The sequence below is a fragment of the Pseudomonas sp. WS 5010 genome (genome assembly GCF_012985565.1).
GTDB lineage: Bacteria > Pseudomonadota > Gammaproteobacteria > Pseudomonadales > Pseudomonadaceae > Aquipseudomonas.
In genome coordinates, this window is the sequence record NZ_JAAQWQ010000001.1 from 165533 (window position 1) to 184301 (window position 18769).

The following is an 18769-nucleotide window of genomic DNA, read 5'->3' on the forward strand; positions in this document are numbered from 1 at the left end:
GCAATGCAAATTACTTGAAGCGCCGCTCGACGCCCTTTTCCACAAGGATCTTCGCCGAAATCTCTTCCACCGAAAAATGCGTGGAATTGATGTGCGCAATGTTCTCCCGACGGAATAGATTTTCCACTTCCCGCACCTCGAACTCGCACTGGGCATAGCTCGAATAGCGGCTGTTGGGCTTGCGTTCATTACGGATCGCTGTCAGGCGGTCCGGGTCGATGGTCAGGCCGAACAGCTTGTGCTGATGGGTGCGCAGCACCGCCGGCAGTTGCAGGCGCTCCATGTCGTCCTCGGTCAGCGGGTAGTTGGCCGCGCGGATGCCGAATTGCATGGCCATATACAGGCAGGTCGGGGTCTTGCCGCAGCGCGACACGCCGACCAGGATCAGGTCGGCCTTGTCGTAGTAATGGGTGCGGGCGCCGTCGTCGTTGTCCAGGGCGAAGTTGACCGCCTCGATCCGCTCCATGTAGTTGGAGTTATGGCCAATGGAATGGGACTTACCCACGGAGTACGAGGAGTGTTCGCTCAACTCCTGTTCCAGGGGCGCTAGGAAGGTCGAGAAGATGTCGATCATGAAACCATTGGAGGTCGCGAGGATCTCACGGATGTCCTGATTGACGATGGTGTCGAAAATGATCGGGCGCACACCGTCTTTTTCGGCGGCCAGATTGATTTGTTGTACCATGGCCCGCGCTTTATCCACGTTATCGATATAAGGCCGGGTAAATTTGGCAAAGGTAATGCTTTCGAACTGCGCCAGCAGGCTCTGACCCAGGGTTTCGGCGGTAATGCCGGTGCCATCGGAGATAAAGAAAGCAGATCGTTTCATTTGAGCCTTGGGCCTTAAGCTGATGACGAATCTTGGATATGATAGGCGCGATTTTGCCGTCCCACAGTGGGCCGCATTCTCACTTATTTTCCAGGTCCAGGCCACAAACGCCGGTAAATGCTCCTACTGAGCCGCCGGCGCCCTGAGCTTTTCCAACACAGTTAGTGGAGAGATCACCTTGGTAGAGTACGTAGTTTCCCTCGATAAGCTCGGCGTCCATGATGTAGAGCATGTGGGGGGCAAGAACGCATCCCTCGGCGAGATGATCAGTAATCTTGCGGGCGCTGGTGTCTCGGTGCCCGGTGGTTTCGCCACCACGGCCCAGGCATACCGCGATTTCCTCGAACTGAGCGGCCTCAACGACCAGATCCACGCTGCCCTGGACGCGCTGGACGTCGATGACGTCAATGCCCTGGCCAAGACCGGCGCACAGATCCGCCAGTGGATCATGGAAGCCGAGTTCCCCGAGAAGCTCAACGCCGAAATCCGCACAGCCTTCGCCACCTTGTCGGCCGGCAACCCGGACATGGCCGTCGCCGTGCGTTCCTCGGCCACCGCCGAAGACTTGCCGGACGCCTCGTTCGCCGGCCAACAGGAAACCTTCCTGAATATCCGTGGCGTGGAAAACGTTATCCGTGCAGCCAAGGAAGTATTTGCCTCGCTGTTTAACGACCGCGCCATTTCCTACCGTGTACACCAGGGTTTCGACCACAAGTTGGTAGCGTTGTCTGCCGGCGTACAGCGCATGGTGCGTTCGGAAACCGGTACTGCCGGCGTGATGTTCACCCTGGATACCGAATCGGGCTTCCGTGACGTGGTGTTCATCACCGGCGCCTACGGCCTGGGCGAAACCGTCGTACAAGGCGCGGTCAACCCGGACGAGTTCTACGTGCACAAGCACACCCTTGAGGCCGGTCGCCCGGCGATCCTGCGCCGCAACCTGGGCAGCAAGGCCATCAAGATGATCTACGGCGACGAGGCCAAGGCCGGTCGCTCGGTGAAAACCGTTGATGTCGACAAGGCTGAGCGTGCGCGCTTTTGCCTCAGCGATGCCGAAGTCAGCGAATTGGCCAAGCAGGCGATGATCATCGAGAAGCACTACAAGTGCCCGATGGACATCGAATGGGCCAAGGACGGCGACGACGGCAAGCTGTACATCGTCCAGGCCCGTCCGGAAACCGTGAAGAGCCGCACCTCGGCCAATGTCATGGAACGCTACCTATTGAAAGAAACCGGCACCGTGCTGGTAGAGGGCCGTGCCATCGGCCAGCGCATCGGCGCGGGCAAGGTGCGGATCATCAAGGACGTGTCCGAGATGGACAAGGTCCAGCCAGGCGACGTGCTGGTCTCCGACATGACCGACCCGGACTGGGAACCCGTGATGAAGCGCGCGAGCGCCATCGTCACCAACCGTGGCGGGCGTACCTGCCACGCGGCGATCATCGCCCGTGAGCTGGGGATCCCGGCAGTGGTGGGTTGTGGCAACGCCACCCAACTGCTCAAGGATGGCCAGGGCGTCACCGTGTCCTGCGCCGAAGGCGATACCGGCTTCATCTTTGAAGGTGAGCTGGGCTTCGATATCAAGCAAAACTCCATCGACGCCATGCCGGACCTGCCGTTCAAGATCATGATGAACGTCGGCAACCCCGACCGCGCCTTCGACTTTGCGCAGTTGCCGAACGCCGGTGTGGGCCTGGCCCGCCTGGAGTTCATCATCAACCGCATGATCGGCGTGCACCCCAAGGCCCTGTTGAACTACGACGGCCTGCCGGTGGAAATCAAGGACAGCGTCGACAAGCGCATCGCCGGCTACAACGACCCGGTGGGCTTCTACGTCGAGAAGTTGGTGGAAGGCATCAGCACCCTGGCGGCGGCCTTCTGGCCGAAGAAAGTCATCGTGCGCCTGTCCGACTTCAAGTCCAACGAATACGCGAACCTGATCGGCGGCAAGCTCTACGAGCCGGAAGAAGAAAACCCGATGCTGGGCTTCCGTGGCGCCTCGCGTTACATCAGCGAAGCATTCCGTGACTGCTTTGAGCTTGAGTGCCGCGCTCTCAAGCGTGTGCGCAACGAGATGGGCCTGACCAACGTCGAGATCATGGTGCCCTTCGTGCGTACCCTGGGCGAAGCGAGCCAAGTCGTTGACCTGCTGGCCGAGAACGGTCTGACCCGCGGCGAAAACGGCCTGCGCGTGATCATGATGTGCGAGCTGCCGTCCAACGCCATCCTCGCCGAAGAGTTCCTGGAGTTCTTCGATGGATTCTCCATCGGTTCCAACGACCTGACCCAGTTGACCCTGGGCCTGGACCGTGACTCCGGGATCATCGCGCACCTGTTTGACGAGCGTAACCCTGCGGTCAAGAAGCTGCTGGCCAACGCCATCCAGGCCTGTAACAAGGCCGGCAAGTACATCGGCATCTGCGGCCAAGGCCCTTCCGATCACCCGGACCTGGCCAAATGGCTGATGGAACAGGGCATCGAAAGCGTCTCGCTGAACCCCGATTCCGTGCTGGAAACCTGGTTCTTCCTGGCTGAAGGTCAAGCCTCGGCGTAATTGCCATTTGCCGGCCAGCCAGTGCGGCTGGCCGGCATTTCTCATTCTGTACAGGGCGGAACTCCTACCGGACGCCGCCCTTTTTTGTGCAAGAACATTATGCAAAGCAGCAGCAACCTGTTTCCCGTCGCCTTGATCAGCGCTGAGCGTCGTGGCGACCTGAGTGAAGATGTCTATCGCCTCAAGCCTGGCAACAGCCCCGACAGCACCGTAGAGCTGGCGGTGACACGCCTGGGCCTGGCCGATGTCGCGCAAAGCCGTGGCATACCGGTGGTGCTGGTGCATGGCAGCTTTTCCAACCGGCGCTTCTGGTATTCGCCCAAAGGTATCGGCCTGGGGGCGTACCTGGCGCGCCAGGGCTTTGATGTATGGATCCCGGAAATGCGCGGCCACGGGCTTTCCCGGCGCAACCAGGACTACGCCAAGAATCGTGTCGCCGACTATGCTCGTTACGATTTGCCAGCCATTGCCGCCTTTGTGCGTGAGCAAAGTGCGCAGATCCCGCACTGGATCGGCCATTCATTGGGTGGCACGACTCTGGCGGCAGCCTTGGGCGGCCACTATCTGGGCGCGCCGGCGGTGGCGTCGGTGGCGTTGTTTGGCTGCCAGGTCAGCCGCACTTACTGGCCGTTGAAGATTCCGCCGGTGGAGTGGGGTGGACGCTTGATCCTCAAGCGCTTTGCCCAGCTCTCCGGCTCGCGCCTCAAGCGTGGTCCGGAAGACGAGCCTATCGGCCTGGCCCTGGAAAGCATGCGCTGGCATGGCTTGTTCGGGCGTTTCGGCGATGCCGAGCGCGACTGGTGGAAAGGCCTGGCCGAGGTCGATGTGCCGCTACTGGCCGTGAGTGCCGCTGGCGATCATCAGGACCCGGACTGGGCCTGCCGCAAGCTGTTTGAGCAGGTGGGCAGCGAGCATCGCCACTATCTGTGCCTGGGGCGCAAGCATGGGTTCAGCGGTGATTTCGGGCATGTCGAGATGCTGGTCAGCAAAGCGGCGCAGGCCGAAGTATGGCCACTGGTGCAGCGCTGGCTGAAAGATCCCCTGACACCTCCGGTGGATGCACAGGCGCCGGTGCCTGCGACTGTCTGAGAAAAGGCTCTAAAGAGGGCGTTTCGCTTGAAGTGGCTTACGGCTAAGATATGACGCACCGAGCTATTTTGGTCATATTCAGTCGCGCAGTGGCTATTGCGTTACAGTCTGGTGGGTCTGATCATTGTCGCCCTTGCAGCGGCAGGTCTTAAAGAATGCCCGTTGCGATGCGTTTTCTTGATGTGGCTGTGGATGTTCGACATCTTCTTTCACCGACAGGAGTTTCTCGATGAACCATTACGTTACCCCCGACCTGTGTGACGCCTACCCGGACCTGGTGCAGGTGCTGGAGCCGATGTTCGCCAACTTTGGGGGCCGGGACTCCTTCGGTGGGCAGATCGTGACCGTCAAGTGTTTTGAGGACAACTCCCGGGTCAAGGAACAGGCCGAGCTGGACGGCACTGGCAAAGTGCTGGTGGTCGACGGTGGTGGTTCGCTGCGTTGCGCCTTGCTGGGCGACATGATCGCTGATCGAGCCGCAAAGAATGGTTGGGAAGGCTTGGTGATCTACGGTTGTGTGCGTGACGTTGACGTACTGGCGCAGACCGACCTGGGTGTGCAGGCCCTGGCCAGCCACCCTAAAAAGAGTCATCGCCAGGGTGTGGGTGACGTGGGCGGGGCCGTGATCTTTGCCGGCGTGACATTGCGTCCAGGCGAATATGTCTATGCCGATAATAATGGCGTGATTGTTTCGCCAAGCCCTTTGAAAATGCCTGAATAACTGCAGCAGCCGACAGGGGTGAGGATGTTCGAGGAAGAAAACGCGCAGTGGGGGCTGGTGCATGCCCTGGTGCTGGACGGTAAAGGCGGTGCGCGTTCAATTGCCCGGACTGAGCTTGACGAGCTGCAACTGCAGCCTCAGGAAAGCCTGTGGCTGCATTGGGATCGCAGTCATCCCCAGACCCAGACCTGGTTGCGCAAATCCAGTGGCCTGAGCGAGTTTGCCTGTGACCTGCTGCTGGAGGAGAACACCCGCCCGCGTCTGCTGCCGTTGCCGGACGACGAATTGCTGCTGTTTCTGCGCGGGATCAACCTCAACCCAGGAGCCGAGCCGGAAGACATGGTGTCGGTGCGTATCTTTGCTTCGGCTGACCGGGTCATCTCCCTGCGTCTGCGGCCATTGCGCGCCACCGACGAGTTGCTGGTGCAGTTGGCGGATGGTAAAGGCCCCAGGACTGCTTCCGAGCTGATCCTGTACATGGCGCAGTACCTGACCCATAAAGTGCAGGATCTGGTCAGTGACCTGTCTGAAATCGTCGATATCGAAGAAGAAAAACTCGATACCGACGAACGGTATACCCCGGAGCATGGCAGTGTCCTGCAGATCCGTCGGCGTGCCGCCGCGCTCAAGCGTTTTTTGGCGCCGCAGCGCGATATTTTCGCGCAACTGACACGCATAAAACTGCCATGGTTTGCCGATGACGATGCTGACTATTGGAATGAATTGAATAACAGCCTGACCCGTTACCTGGAAGAGCTGGAACTGAGCCGGGAGCGCGTGGGGCTGGTGCTGGAGGCCGAGGATCGGCGTTTGAGCGTGCGCATGAACCGCACCATGTACCGCTTCGGGATCATCACCGGGATCTTTTTGCCGATGAGTTTTCTGACAGGGTTGCTGGGGATCAACGTGGGCGGAATTCCATTCTCCGAGAGCCCATATGGTTTCGCGCTAGCGTGCCTGTTGATGGTCTCGGTGGCCCTTGGGCAGTGGTGGTTGTTTCGACGTTTACGCTGGGTTTGACCTGAACGTGACCTGAACGGCGGGAGAGGTCATGTGACCCGACGAATTTTGCCCTCGTCTTTTAACTCACTTGCGAGAGGTCCCTATGCACGATCCGTTTGAACAGTCTCTGCGTGACATGCTTAATGCTTCGCCGTCCAACCGTGACGACGACGCTTGCCTGGGCCGCGTACTGAAAACTGCCAACCGCCAGGTAGGTGCGGGCGATCTGTTTGGTCTGCTCGGCCGCTGGGTGCCGGCATTGATGATGGCCCTGAACAATGGTTCGGCCCACGTATCACCTGTTTCTCGTCGTAAACCTATTGCTCGCACTGCTGATAAGGCTGATTGAATATGGAACTTGATCTCTGGACGCAGAGTCTGGTCACTGCAATGACTGCGTTGTGGACCAAGGTGGCGAATTTCATTCCCAACCTGTTTGGTGCGCTGGTGTTGGTGCTGCTGGGTTTTGTCGTGGCCAAGTTGCTCGACACCCTGCTCTCAAAATTGCTCGCCAAGCTGGGCCTCGATCGCCTGATGGCCGGCACCGGATTGACCAAGCTGCTGGGGCGTGCCGGGCTGCAAGTGCCGATCTCGACACTGATCGGCAAGATCGTCTATTGGTTTGTTTTGCTGATTTTTCTGGTTTCTGCGGCGCAATCACTTGGACTTGAGCGAGTTTCAGCTACGCTCGACATGCTGGCGCTGTATTTGCCGAAGGTATTCGGCGGCGCGCTGGTGTTGCTGGTGGGGGTTTTGCTGGCGCAACTGGCCAATGGGCTGGTACGCGGCGCTGCCGAAGGAGTGGGCCTGGACTATGCCAGCGGCCTGGGGCGAATCGCCCAGGGGCTGGTAATCATCATCAGTATTTCGGTGGCGATCAGCCAGTTGGAGGTCAAGACTGACCTGCTCAACCATGTGATTGTGATCGTTTTGATTACCGTTGGTCTGGCCGTTGCACTGGCCATGGGGTTGGGAAGCCGGGGAATTGCCGGTCAGATTCTTGCGGGAATCTATGTGCGTGAGTTGTATCAGGTTGGGCAACACGTGCGTGTTGGCGAGGTCGAAGGGCAGATTGAAGAGATCGGTACGGTGAAAACCACGGTGCTGACCGATGATGGCGAACTAGTGTCGCTGTCCAATCGGGTTCTGCTGGAACAGCAGGTCAATAGCCGCTAACCCGGTAAACCCTGCTAATGTACGCCGCCGCAAACCTGGGTATCCAGGCTGTGGCGGACATTGACCTGACTGTCGGCACGACTTGTTTTGAATAAAGCCCAAACGCTGTCCACGCGCTATGACCCCCGTGAGCTCTCTGATGAGGAGTTGGTCGCGCGCTCGCACACGGAGCTGTTTCACGTAACACGCGCGTACGAAGAATTGATGCGCAGGTATCAACGCACTCTGTTCAACGTTTGTTCAAGATATTTAGGGAACGATCGTGATGCGGATGATGTCTGTCAGGAAGTGATGCTCAAGGTGTTGTATGGCCTGAAGAACTTCGAGGGTAAATCGAAGTTCAAAACCTGGCTCTACAGCATCACGTACAACGAGTGCATCACGCAGTATCGTAAGGAACGGCGAAAGCGTCGCTTGATGGACGCGTTGAGCCTGGACCCCCTTGAGGAGGCGTCTGAAGAAAAGACGCCGGCACCCGAGGAGAAGGGCGGGCTTGATCGCTGGTTGGTGCATGTGAATCCAATTGACCGGGAAATTCTGGTGCTACGATTTGTCGCAGAACTGGAATTTCAGGAAATTGCTGACATTATGCATATGGGTTTGAGTGCTACAAAAATGCGTTACAAACGTGCTCTTGATAAATTGCGTGAGAAATTTGCGGACAGTACTGAAACTTAGTTCGGTGCAAATATCTCTTACGTGTAGGCAAGTTCTGTTAGACTTGTCGCCGAGTTGTCCCCCGGTATGTGGGACTGCTTTACAATCACCAGATGGGGATTTAACGGATGAAACTGAAAAACACCTTGGGCTTGGCCATTGGTTCTCTTATTGCCGCTACTTCTTTCGGCGTTCTGGCACAAGGCCAAGGCGCAGTTGAAGGCGAGCTGTTCTACAAGAAGCAGTACAACGATAGCGTCAAGCACATCGAAGACGGCTTCAATCCTGGCGCTCGCATCGGTTACTTCCTGACCGACGACCTGTCCTTGAACCTGTCCTACGACAAGACCAACCACACCCGTTCGACTGACGGTACTGGCAACCAGAAGATCAAAGGTGATACCGGCAGCCTCGTTGCTCAGTACCACTTCGGTCAAGCTGGCGTCGACTCCCTGCGTCCATACGTAGAAGGCGGTTTCGGTCACCAGAGCCGTGGCAACGTACGTGCTGATGGCCACACTGGTCGTGATCAGACTACTTTCGCTACCGTTGGTACTGGTGTTAAGTACTACTTCACCAACAACCTGTACGCTCGTGCCGGTGTTGAAGCTGACTACGGTCTGGACAACGGCAAGTGGGACTACTCCGCACTGGTCGGCCTGGGCGTAAACTTCGGCGGTAACGCTGGCGCAGTTGCTCCAGCTCCTACCCCAGCACCAGCTCCAGAGCCAGTTCCAGAGCCAGAAGCTCCGGTTGCTCAGGTTGTTCGTGTTGAGCTGGACGTGAAGTTCGACTTCGACAAGGCCGTTGTTAAGCCTAACAGCTACGGCGACGTGAAAAACCTGGCCGACTTCATGAAGCAGTACCCAGCTACCAACGTAGAAGTTGCTGGTCACACTGACTCCGTCGGTCCAGACGCCTACAACCAGAAGCTGTCCCAGCGTCGTGCTGACGCTGTTAAGAAAGTCCTGGCCAATGATGGCGTTGAAGCCAACCGCATCACCGCGGTAGGTTACGGCGAATCCCGCCCAGTTGCTGACAACGCAACTGAAGCTGGTCGTGCTGTTAACCGTCGTGTAGAAGCGTCGGTTGAAGCTCAAGCTCAGTAATTACTGAGTGGTAGAAAAAAGCCCGGCTTAGGCCGGGCTTTTTTTCGCCTGCCATTTGCCTCAGGCGCTGGCCTGCAAGGCGGCCTCTACCACGTTGCCCGCCACAGCTCCGATCACCAGGATCGCCGGGCTCTTCAAGGCAAACGCCTTGGCATCCTCCTGCATGTGCGCCAGGAAGCTGCGGCACTCACGCTGCTGGGGCAGCGAGGCGTTCTCGATCATCGCCACCGGCATATCAGGGGCCATGCCCCCTTCGAGCAATTGCCGGGCAATCTCTGAAAGCTTCGCCACACCCATGTACACCACCAGTGTCGTGCCACCCTCGGCCAATGCCCGCCAATTGAGGCGGCTGTCGTCCTGGGTATGGGCGGTGACAAGCGTTACGCCGCGACTGATTCCCCGCAACGTCAGCGGTATATCGCAGTTTGTGGCACCCGCCAGCCCCGCCGTGATGCCATTGACCAACTCCACGCTCACCCCTCGATCCCTCAGCCAACTCGCCTCTTCGCCGCCGCGCCCAAAAATGCACGGATCGCCGCCTTTCAGGCGCACCACACATTTGCCCTGGCGTGCATAACGCAGCATCAAGCGGTGAATGAAGTCCTGGGGCGTAGAACGACATCCCCCGCGCTTGCCGACGGTTATCACCCGCGTACCGGGGCAATGCTCAAGTACCGCAGGGTTGACCAAGTCATCAATCAGTACCACATCGGCCTCGTGCAGGGCCCGTACCGCCTTGAGGGTCAACAACTCCGGATCACCTGGGCCTGCGCCCACCAGCCAGACTTTTGCGTTCATAGGTATTGTCCTCACACACTGATAGCGATTGGCTGCGAGGTGCTCGCCAATAGCCGTTTGATTTCGGGCACGCAGGAGCCACATTGCGTGCCGCAGCCCAACGCTTGTTTCAGCCCATCCAGATCCAAACCACGGCCGATGCCGGCGCATATCGCGCTTTCACTGACGTTCTTGCAGTTGCAGAGGGTTCTGTTGCTGGTCATTTCACCACCAGGTGGCGCACTCAGCGGTGCTAGCAGCCAACGGCGCAATTGCTCGTCGGCCCGGCCTTCCAGCCACAGGCTTTGCAGCCAGTGGCGGGCTAGGGTTTCGCCGGCCAGGCGGATCGCGGTAATCCGGCCTTTCTCGATTTTTACCCGTTTGCCGATGGAGCGCCGCGGGTCGTCATAGGCCATGACCGGGCCGTCATTAAGGCCCAGCAGTTGGTCGATGGCCTTGAGCAGTTGCAGGTCCGGCGCCTCGCTATGTGCCGCGCGTACCAGCAGGGCAGGCCGTTCGCGCCCGGCCAGGCTCAGGCTGACATAGGCAAAACCCTCGCACAGGGGGCGCAAGGCTTCGAAGTGTTGCTGCACATCGCCCTCGATCAGCGCGAACAAGTGCCAGGGCAATTGCACGGCTTCCAGGCGCACGCCGCTGTGCTTGAGTTCCGGTTGTTTCGACAGTGGATCGAACGCCGGCTGGGTCAGGGTGTTGACGCCGCCCTTGAGGAAGCGATCGCCCCAATGCATCGGCAGGAACGCCTGGCCGGGGCGCACGCTGTCATCACTGCTCACCGCCACGATCACATTGCCACGACGGCTCTTGAGGTTGACCAGGTCGCCGTCCTTGAAACGATGCCGACGCAATTCGTCCGGATGCAGGCTGAGCAACGCTTCGCTGACGTGCCCGAAGAGCTGCGCCGCCGTGCCGGTACGGCTCATGCCGTGCCATTGGTCACGCAGGCGGCCGGTGACCAGGGTCAGGGGAAAGCGCGCATCACGCTGCTCCTTGGCGGCGCGATAAGGGTCGGCGACAAACCGCGCCCGCCCATTGGCGGTTGGGAAGATACCGTCGGTGTACAAGCGTGCCGTGCCGGCCTGGGCCTCTGCGGGAAACGGCCATTGCTGCGGGCCGATCCGGTCGAGCAGCGCGTGGCTGAGGCCTGACAGGTCCAGGTCTTGGCCACGAGTCAGCTGTTTGTATTCATCAAACACCTGCGCCGGGTTTTCGAAGGTGAACAGGCCGGTTTTCTGCGGGCGCAAGCGGCGTTCCAGGCGCTGGGCGAAATCCACGGTGATTGCCCAGTCCGGTCGCGCTTCGCCCGGTGGGGTGATGGCCTGGCGGACGTGGGAAATGCGCCGCTCGGAATTGGTAACCGTGCCGTCCTTCTCGCCCCAACTGGCAGCCGGCAGCAACAGGTCGGCAAAGGTCGCGGTTTCGGTAGTGCGAAAGGCCTCTTGCAATACCACGAACGGGCACGCGGCCAAGGCCAGGCGCACGCTGTTCTGGTCCGGCATTGATTGCGCCGGGTTGGTACAGGCGATCCACAATGCCTTGATCTTGCCGGCCTGCACCTGCTCGAACAGTTCGATGGCGGTCAAGCCGGTGCTGGATGGCAGTTGCTCAACCCCCCAATAAGCGGCGACTTGGGCGCGGTGCTCGGCGTTGCCGGCGTCGCGATGGCCCGGTAGCAGGTTCGACAGGCTGCCGGTTTCCCGGCCGCCCATGGCATTCGGTTGGCCGGTCAGGGAAAAGGGCCCGCAACCTGGGCGCCCAAGGGTGCCGGTGGCCAGGTGCAGGTTGATCAATGCACTGTTTTTCGCGCTGCCGGCAGTGGACTGGTTCAACCCCATGCACCACAAAGACAGGAAACTCGGCGAGGTGCCGACCCACTCTGCACACTGGCGCAGTTGTTCGACGCTGATCCCGCACAATTGCGTGACCATCTGCGGCGTGTAGTCATGCACCAGCCGTTTCAGCTCGACCAAACCCTCGGTATGGGCCTGGATAAAGTCGCGGTCGATCCATTCTTCCCACAGCAACAGATGCAAAATCCCATGGAACAACGCTACATCAGTCCCCGGCAGGATCGCCAAGTGAATATCCGCCAGGTCGCAGGTGTCGGTGCGTCGGGGATCGATGACCAGCACCTTCATGTCCGGTCGGCGCGCCTTGGCTTCTTCCAGCCGGCGAAACAGTACCGGGTGGGCGTAGGCCATGTTACTGCCGACGATCATCACGCAATCGCTGGCCTCCAGATCCTCATAGCTGCACGGTGGCGCATCGGCACCCAGGCTGCGCTTGTAGCCGACCACCGCCGAGGACATGCACAGCCTGGAATTGCTGTCGATATTGTTGGTGCCCACCAGGGCCCGTGCGAGTTTGTTGAAACTGTAGTAGTCCTCGGTCAACAGTTGCCCGGAGATATAGAACGCCACGCTGTCGGGGCCATGCTCGGTGATGGTATCGGCGAACACATTGGCCGCGTGTTCCAGGGCCGTGTCCCAGTCGGTGCGGCTACGGGCCAGGCCTTTGCCCAGGCGCAGTTCCGGGTACAACGCCCGCGCCGACCGGTCGCCGGTCAGGTGCAGGGTGGAGCCCTTGCTGCACAGTTTGCCGAAGTTGGCCGGGTGCGCCGGATCGCCGCTGACCCCGAGGATCTGCGTGCCATCATGTTCGATCAGCACGCCGCAGCCGACCCCGCAGTAGCAGCAGGTCGATGCGGTGACCTGGCGGTTCATCAACCGGCGTCCCGCAGGGCCAGCATCACCCGGCCGTTTTCCACCCGGGCGTGGTGATGGTGGGCGCAGCCGATATCCGGGGCCTGGGCTTCGCCGGATGCCAGGTCGATCTGCCAGTTGTGCAGCGGGCAGGCCACGCGTTTGCCATAGATCAGCCCCTGGGACAGTGGGCCGCCCTTGTGCGGGCAGCGGTCGTCGAGGGCGAACACTTCATCGTCACTGGTACGAAAAATCGCGATTTCCCCTTTCGGGCCGCTGATGATGCGCGAGCCCAGGGCGTTGATTTCTTCGAGGGCGCAGATATCCAGCCAGTTCATAGCACTACCTCCAGCTGTTTGACGGCGATGGTGTCGAATTCCTTTTTCAGCAATGGCTGCTCCAGGCGCTCTTTCCACGGGTCCTGTTCAAACGACAGGGAAAATTGCAGGCGCTCATTGAGGGCCTGGCGCCGCGCCGGGTCTTCCAGCACGGCCTTCCTGATGTGGTCCATGCCGACCCGTTGCAGGTAATGCACGGTGCGCTCCAGGTAGAAGGCTTCTTCGCGGTACAGCTGTAGGAAAGCGCCGTTGTACTCACGCACTTCCTCGGCGGTCTTGAGCTTGACGAAAAATTCCGCGACCTCGGTCTTGATCCCGCCATTGCCACCGATATACATCTCCCACCCCGAGTCGACGCCGATTATTCCCACGTCCTTGATCCCGGCTTCCGAGCAGTTGCGCGGGCACCCGGAGACCGCCAGCTTGACCTTGTGGGGCGACCACATATTGAACAGGTCATGCTCAAGCTCAATGCCCAGTTGCGTGGAGTTCTGCGTGCCGAAACGGCAGAACTCGCTGCCGACACAGGTCTTCACGGTGCGGATGGATTTGCCGTAGGCATGCCCGGACGGCATATCGAGGTCTTTCCAGACCCCGGGCAGGTCCTGTTTCTTGATGCCCAGCAAGTCGATGCGCTGGCCGCCAGTGACCTTGACCATTGGCACGTTGTACTTGTCGGCCACATCGGCAATCCGCCGCAGCTCGGAAGGATTGGTCACACCGCCCCACATCCGTGGGACTACCGAGTAGGTGCCGTCTTTCTGAATATTGGCGTGGGCCCGTTCGTTGATCAGGCGCGATTGCGGGTCGTCCCTGGCTTCGCCTGGCCAGGTGGAGATCAGGTAGTAGTTCAAGGCTGGGCGGCAGGTGGCGCAACCGTTGGGCGTGCGCCAGTTGAGGTAGCCCATGGTGTCGGCGATGGTCAGCAGATGCTGGTCGCGGATGGCCTGGCGGATTTGCCCGTGGTTGAGGTCGCTGCAACCGCAGATGGCTTTTTCGCTTTTGGGCTTGACGTCGGCGGCGCCGCCCACGGTATTGATCAGGATCTGCTCCACCAGCCCGGCGCAGGAGCCGCAGGAGCTGGCGGCCTTGGTGTGTTTTTTTACCTCATCGACGCTGAACAGGCCCTGTTCCTGGATCGCCTTGACGATGGTGCCCTTGCACACCCCGTTACAGCCGCAGACTTCGGCGCTGTCGGCCATGCTCATGGCTTTGTCCTGGCCTTGGTGGCCTACGTCGCCCAAGGCGTTTTCGCCGAACATCAGGTGATCGCGGATCTCGCCAATGCCATGGTTCTCACGGATCTGCCGGAAATACCAACCGCCGTCGGCGGTATCGCCGTACAGGCAGGCGCCGACCAGTATGTCGTCCTTGATCACCAGCTTCTTATAGACGCCGCCAATGGGGTCGGAAAGGGTGATGGTCTCGGTGCCTTCGCCGCCCATGAAGTCGCCAGCAGAAAACAGGTCGATGCCGGTGACTTTGAGCTTGGTCGAGGTCACCGAGCCTTTGTAGGTGGCGAAGCCCAACTGCGCCAGATGGTTGGCACACACCTTGGCCTGTTCGAACAGCGGTGCCACCAGGCCGTAGGCAATCCCACGATGGCTGGCGCACTCGCCGATGGCATAGATGCGCGGGTCGTAGGTTTGCAGCGTGTCGTTGACCAGGATCCCACGGTTGCACGGGATGCCGGACCGTTCCGCCAGTTCGGTGTTGGGGCGGATACCGGCGGCCATCACCACCAGGTCGGCCGGAATCACTTCGCCATTTTTGAACTGCACCGAGCCCACGCGGCCATTGCCGGCGTCATGCAGGGCCTGGGTCTGTTCGCACAGGCGAAACACCAGGCCCCGGCTTTCCAGTTCGGTTTGCAGCAACTGGCCGCTGGTCTTGTCCAGCTGGCGCTCCAGCAGCCATTCGCCGATATGCACCACGGTCACGTGCATGCCGCGCAGCATCAGGCCATTGGCGGCTTCCAGGCCCAGCAGGCCGCCGCCGATGACCACTGCGTGCTTGTGGGTTTTGGCGGTGTCGATCATGGCCTGGGTATCGGCGATGTCGCGGTAGCCAATCACGCCCTGCAAGGTGTTGCCGGGGATCGGCAGGATAAACGGGGTCGAACCGGTGGCGATCAGCAGGCGATCGTACTCGGCCTCGGTGCCGTCTTCGGCGATGACTTTGCGCTTGACCCGGTCGATCTGCACCACCTTGCGGTTGAGCAGCAGCTTGATGTTGTTTTGCAGGTACCAGTCCAGGTCGTTGAGCACGATCTCTTCGAACGTCTGCTCGCCGGCCAGCACCGGCGAGAGCAGGATGCGGTTGTAGTTGGTGTGGGGCTCGGCACCAAACACCGTGATGTCGTACAGCTCGGTGCTCAGTTTCAGCAGTTCTTCAAGGGTGCGAACCCCGGCCATGCCGTTGCCGATCATCACCAGTTTGAGTTTCTTCATGTCGTTCTCCGCAGTGGCTCGACAAATCACGCGCAAACAAAAAAGGCGTCCCGCTAGTTGCCTAGCGAGGACGCCTTTGTCCTGGTCCCGTTCTCTCGGGAGAGCCCCACCTTCGTCGTTGAAGGGTGGGCTGTATGTGGGGGTGTTGCAGGAGCTAATGCAGCGGTTGTGCCAAGTCGTGAAAAGCCGGATTTACTGAGGTTCTGGCGGTTGCCACAAGGCTGTTTCGCACCATTTAAAGGCGCGATGCCCACAACTGGCGCGTCGACCTCCTGTAGGAGCCGGCTTGCCGGCGAAGGACGTTAACGATAACGCGAGGTACCTGGATGAATACGGTGATTGTGGGTTTTGCGCCGGCAAGCTGGCTCCTACAGGGATAACAGATACAGCAACAGCAGATTGATCAGCAGCGACACCAACGCCAGGGTTTGCCAGACCTTCAGCGGTTCGCGTTCCAGCAGCGGCCGCGGGCGCAGGCTCAGTTCGCGGCGGTCGGCCTGTTCCAGTACCAGCAGCCATTGCTCGGCGGTTTCGTAACGCTGATCTGCTTGCGCGGCAACCGAGCGTTCCAGGCTTTGCTGCAACCAATCGGGCAGGTCCGGCCGGTAGCGGCTGGCGTTGACCGGCGTGTTGAACCGGGGCCGCTGGAAAGCTTCGATCTCACCGTAGGGATAATGCCCGGTGAGCAGGTAATACAGGCTCACACCGGCGCTGTACAAATCCTGCTGCGGGGTCGGACGTTCGCCGCTGAAGGCTTCGGGCGCGATAAAGCTGGGCGTGCCCGGCAACAGGTGAGCGCGGTCTTCGGACAACCCAGGGCAATAGGCCAGGCCAAAATCCAGCACCCGCAGTTCGCCGTCGTCGCCCAGCAGCAGGTTTTCCGGCTTGATGTCGCGGTGCAGGATTTGCCGGCGATGCAGCATGCCGACTGCCCGCAGCAAGCGTTCGGCAATGGATTGCCACTGCGCCAGTGGCAACGGGCCTTGCCGCTGGAACAGCTGCGCCAGGGTTTGCCCGCTGTATTCACGCATCACGTAGTACAAATGCTGACGCCCGCCGCCCGGATGGACTTCAGGAAATGCCCGTCCGGCCACCCTGCGCAGAAACCATTCCTCCGCGAGCAGGGCCTGGGCGGCATCGTGATCATCATCGTGGTCAGGGGGCAGGGTCTTGAGCAGCCAGGGTTGCTGCTGGGCATCCCGGACCCGGTACAGCAACGACTGGCGACTGTGTGCCCGCAGGCATTCCACCTGCCAGCCTTCGAAGGATTGCCCGGCCTTCAACAGTGGCGGCAATGGCCACTGTTGCAACTGCACCAGCGCATCACCCAGGGTCGCGGCGCCGAGCCGGTCGATGCGCACCAGCAGGGCACTGGCGTTGTCCTGGCTACCTGCCAGGTGCGCGGCGTTGACCAGCGTATTGACCGCCACGTCCAGGTCGGCCTGTTCGCGCAGGATCGCGCGGATGCTGTGGTCGGCGAGGGTCGCCCACACACCATCGCTGAGCAGCAGGAAACATTCGCCCTGGCGCAGTTCACCGTCGAGAAAATCCACCACCAGATGCTGGTCCAGGCCCAGGGCGCGCTTGAGCACATGCTGCATGCCGGGCTGCTCCCAGACATGCTCTTGAGTGATGCGCTGCAACTCACCGTCAAACCAGCGATACACCCGGCAATCACCAACATGGGCCAGGGTAAAGCGCTGGCCGCGAAACACCAGGGCGCTGAGGGTGGTCAGTAACGGTTGGCCGCCGCCATTGGCCTGCAGCCAGCGATTCTGTGCCAGCAACAGCCGCTCCAGGGCCTGGGCCACGCCCCAGGTCTGTGGCGTGGCGTAGTAATCCAGGGCCAGGGCCTGCAAGGTCGAGCGCGCGGCCAGGCCGCCGTCGGCGCATTGGCTGACGCCATCGGCGATAGCACACAGATAGCCTTTGCTGGCGGCCAGTTCCGGAGCCGGCGTGACCAGGCGCAGGGCGTCCTGGTTTTCCGCGCGTGGCCCGATGGCGCTGGCCTGGGCCACGCTCAATTGCAGGCTCATCAGACCCGCGCGGCGGTGACGGCCGCCGAACCCCAGGTGGTCCTCCAGCGGCGCTTCACGCCATACAGGCCGAACCACGCCAGCACGCCCAGGCTGGCGAATAGCCACAGTGCCAACTGGTAGCTGCCGGTGCTTTGCTTGATCGCGCCCATGCCCGCTGCCAGGGCGAAACCGCCGATACCGCCGGCCATGCCGATCAGCCCGGTCATCACGCCAATCTCGCGGCGAAAGCGCTGGGGCACCAGTTGGAATACCGCACCGTTACCCGCACCCAGGCCGAGCATGGTGCACACGAAAAGTGCCAGTGCCGCGTAGGAACTCGGTAGGTTGAAGCCCACTGCGGCGATGCACACGGCCGCCACGCCGTACATGCCCAGCAGGGTGCGGATCCCGCCGAAACGGTCAGCCAGGGCGCCGCCCAGGGGCCGCATCAGGCTGCCGCCGAACACGCAGGCGGCGGTGTAGTAACCGGCGGTGACCGGGCTCAGGCCGTATTGGTCGTTGAAGTAGCCGGGCAGGGCGCTGGCCAGGCCGATGAAACCACCGAAGGTCACGCTGTAGAAGAACATGAACCACCAACTGTCGCGGTCGCCCAGGGCCTTGAAATAGTCGGCCATGGATTTGGCTTTGGGTCGCTCAGGCGCATTGCGCGCCAGCCAGGCGAACACGATCAAAGTCAGGATCAGCGGGATCAGGGCAAAGCCGAACACGTTGGTCCAGCCAAATGCGGCGGCGATCAGCGGTGCCAGTAGCGCGGCGAACACCGTGCCGGAGTTGCCGGCCCCGGCGATGCCCATGGCCTTGCCCTGGTGTTCGGCGGGGTACCACTGGGAGGCCAGCGGCAGGGCGACGGCAAACGAGGCCCCGGCCATGCCGAGGAACAGTCCTAGCAGCAACGCCTGTTCATAACTGTGGATCCCCAGTTTCCAGGCACAGAACAGCGCCACAATCACGATCACCTGGCCGATCAGGCCGGCAGTCTTGGGCGACAGCTTGTCCGCGAGCATGCCCATCAGGAAGCGCAGGATCGCCCCTGCCAGGATCGGCGTGGCGACCATCAGCCCGCGTTGCTGGGTGGTCAGTTGCAGGTCGGCGGCGATCTGCACCGCCAGCGGGCCCAATAGGTACCAGACCATGAAACTCAGGTCGAAATACAGGAACGCGGCAAACAAGGTCGGGGTGTGCCCGGATTTCCAGAAGCTTGATTTCATCACGCACCTCAGATTGGGGATCTTGTAGAAGGCCTGGTGATGGAGCGGCCAGCGAAGGCCGCCCCATCCAAACGAAAAAACGCCGCCACCGGGTTCGCCT

At 60.7% G+C, this 18769-nt stretch carries 15 protein-coding genes; 8 read left to right on the top strand and 7 right to left on the bottom strand.

The genetic code is table 11. The features are described 5' to 3' along the window. Positions 1-10 precede the first annotated feature (10 nt). Positions 11-829 (bottom strand): pyruvate, water dikinase regulatory protein, encoded by an 819-nt coding sequence (locus HBO11_RS00735; RefSeq protein ID WP_076961191.1) that lies wholly within the window; start codon positions 827-829, stop codon positions 11-13. A gap of 178 nt (positions 830-1007) precedes the next feature. Between HBO11_RS00735 and ppsA the strand changes: the two genes are divergently transcribed. The 8 genes from ppsA (at position 1008) to HBO11_RS00775 (ending at position 9137) form a co-directional block, all read left to right on the top strand. Next, positions 1008-3383 carry a phosphoenolpyruvate synthase gene (ppsA, locus tag HBO11_RS00740; RefSeq protein WP_029298284.1) on the top strand — a complete coding sequence of 792 codons (2376 nt, stop codon included), beginning with the start codon at positions 1008-1010 and terminating at the stop codon, positions 3381-3383. 99 nt (positions 3384-3482) lie between these two features. Next, positions 3483-4472, top strand: coding sequence for an alpha/beta fold hydrolase (locus HBO11_RS00745; protein ID WP_169954245.1), 990 nt, complete (start codon positions 3483-3485; stop codon positions 4470-4472). A gap of 229 nt (positions 4473-4701) precedes the next feature. Further along, positions 4702-5193, top strand: coding sequence for a ribonuclease E activity regulator RraA (gene rraA / locus HBO11_RS00750; RefSeq protein WP_169954244.1), 492 nt, complete (start codon positions 4702-4704; stop codon positions 5191-5193). Between the two features lie 24 nt (positions 5194-5217). Beyond that, positions 5218-6213, top strand: a complete 996-nt coding sequence (locus HBO11_RS00755) for a zinc transporter ZntB (RefSeq protein WP_169954243.1) — start codon at positions 5218-5220, stop codon at positions 6211-6213. Positions 6214-6298: 85 nt separating this feature from the next. Further along, a complete protein-coding gene (locus tag HBO11_RS00760) occupies positions 6299-6544 on the top strand; it encodes a hypothetical protein (protein ID WP_038442312.1) in 246 nt (81 codons plus the stop codon). Positions 6545-6546: 2 nt separating this feature from the next. Next, on the top strand, positions 6547-7371 hold the full coding sequence (locus HBO11_RS00765) for a mechanosensitive ion channel domain-containing protein (RefSeq protein ID WP_169954242.1): 825 nt from the start codon (positions 6547-6549) through the stop codon (positions 7369-7371). A gap of 87 nt (positions 7372-7458) precedes the next feature. Further along, positions 7459-8049: an RNA polymerase sigma factor SigX gene (sigX, locus tag HBO11_RS00770; protein WP_038442311.1), complete on the top strand. Its 591-nt coding sequence runs from the start codon at positions 7459-7461 to the stop codon at positions 8047-8049. A 107-nt stretch (positions 8050-8156) separates the two neighbouring features. Next, positions 8157-9137, top strand: a complete 981-nt coding sequence (locus HBO11_RS00775) for an OmpA family protein (protein WP_169954241.1) — start codon at positions 8157-8159, stop codon at positions 9135-9137. Between the two features lie 60 nt (positions 9138-9197). Here HBO11_RS00775 and cobA read toward each other — a convergent pair whose 3' ends face one another. From cobA to HBO11_RS00805, 6 genes are all read right to left on the bottom strand, one after another. Further along, positions 9198-9935 carry a uroporphyrinogen-III C-methyltransferase gene (gene cobA, locus HBO11_RS00780; protein WP_169954240.1) on the bottom strand — a complete coding sequence of 246 codons (738 nt, stop codon included), beginning with the start codon at positions 9933-9935 and terminating at the stop codon, positions 9198-9200. A gap of 11 nt (positions 9936-9946) precedes the next feature. Beyond that, positions 9947-12655, bottom strand: a complete 2709-nt coding sequence (locus HBO11_RS00785; RefSeq protein ID WP_169954239.1) for a nitrate reductase — start codon at positions 12653-12655, stop codon at positions 9947-9949. Further along, a complete protein-coding gene (nirD, locus tag HBO11_RS00790; protein WP_169954238.1) occupies positions 12655-12972 on the bottom strand; it encodes a nitrite reductase small subunit NirD in 318 nt (105 codons plus the stop codon). The genes HBO11_RS00785 and nirD overlap by 1 nt, the downstream gene beginning before the upstream one ends. Further along, a complete protein-coding gene (gene nirB, locus HBO11_RS00795; RefSeq protein ID WP_169954237.1) occupies positions 12969-15422 on the bottom strand; it encodes a nitrite reductase large subunit NirB in 2454 nt (817 codons plus the stop codon). Before nirB ends, nirD begins: the two co-directional genes overlap by 4 nt. A gap of 368 nt (positions 15423-15790) precedes the next feature. After that, complete coding sequence (locus HBO11_RS00800) at positions 15791-17458, bottom strand: bifunctional protein-serine/threonine kinase/phosphatase (protein ID WP_169954284.1); 1668 nt, start codon at positions 17456-17458, stop codon at positions 15791-15793. Further along, on the bottom strand, positions 17458-18669 hold the full coding sequence (locus HBO11_RS00805) for a nitrate/nitrite transporter (RefSeq protein ID WP_169954236.1): 1212 nt from the start codon (positions 18667-18669) through the stop codon (positions 17458-17460). The genes HBO11_RS00800 and HBO11_RS00805 overlap by 1 nt, the downstream gene beginning before the upstream one ends. Positions 18670-18769 lie beyond the last annotated feature (100 nt).

What these genes read in the sequence shown, in the direction of transcription:
- HBO11_RS00735 (WP_076961191.1), bottom strand. Translation starts at nt 829, where the DNA reads ATGAAACGATCTGCTTTCTTTATCTCCGATGGCACCGGCATTACCGCC.
- HBO11_RS00745 (WP_169954245.1), top strand. Translation starts at nt 3,483, where the DNA reads ATGCAAAGCAGCAGCAACCTGTTTCCCGTCGCCTTGATCAGCGCTGAG.
- rraA (WP_169954244.1), top strand. Translation starts at nt 4,702, where the DNA reads ATGAACCATTACGTTACCCCCGACCTGTGTGACGCCTACCCGGACCTG.
- HBO11_RS00755 (WP_169954243.1), top strand. Translation starts at nt 5,218, where the DNA reads ATGTTCGAGGAAGAAAACGCGCAGTGGGGGCTGGTGCATGCCCTGGTG.
- HBO11_RS00760 (WP_038442312.1), top strand. Translation starts at nt 6,299, where the DNA reads ATGCACGATCCGTTTGAACAGTCTCTGCGTGACATGCTTAATGCTTCG.
- HBO11_RS00765 (WP_169954242.1), top strand. Translation starts at nt 6,547, where the DNA reads ATGGAACTTGATCTCTGGACGCAGAGTCTGGTCACTGCAATGACTGCG.
- HBO11_RS00775 (WP_169954241.1), top strand. Translation starts at nt 8,157, where the DNA reads ATGAAACTGAAAAACACCTTGGGCTTGGCCATTGGTTCTCTTATTGCC.
- cobA (WP_169954240.1), bottom strand. Translation starts at nt 9,935, where the DNA reads ATGAACGCAAAAGTCTGGCTGGTGGGCGCAGGCCCAGGTGATCCGGAG.
- HBO11_RS00785 (WP_169954239.1), bottom strand. Translation starts at nt 12,655, where the DNA reads ATGAACCGCCAGGTCACCGCATCGACCTGCTGCTACTGCGGGGTCGGC.
- nirD (WP_169954238.1), bottom strand. Translation starts at nt 12,972, where the DNA reads ATGAACTGGCTGGATATCTGCGCCCTCGAAGAAATCAACGCCCTGGGC.
- nirB (WP_169954237.1), bottom strand. Translation starts at nt 15,422, where the DNA reads ATGAAGAAACTCAAACTGGTGATGATCGGCAACGGCATGGCCGGGGTT.
- HBO11_RS00800 (WP_169954284.1), bottom strand. Translation starts at nt 17,458, where the DNA reads ATGAGCCTGCAATTGAGCGTGGCCCAGGCCAGCGCCATCGGGCCACGC.
- HBO11_RS00805 (WP_169954236.1), bottom strand. Translation starts at nt 18,669, where the DNA reads ATGAAATCAAGCTTCTGGAAATCCGGGCACACCCCGACCTTGTTTGCC.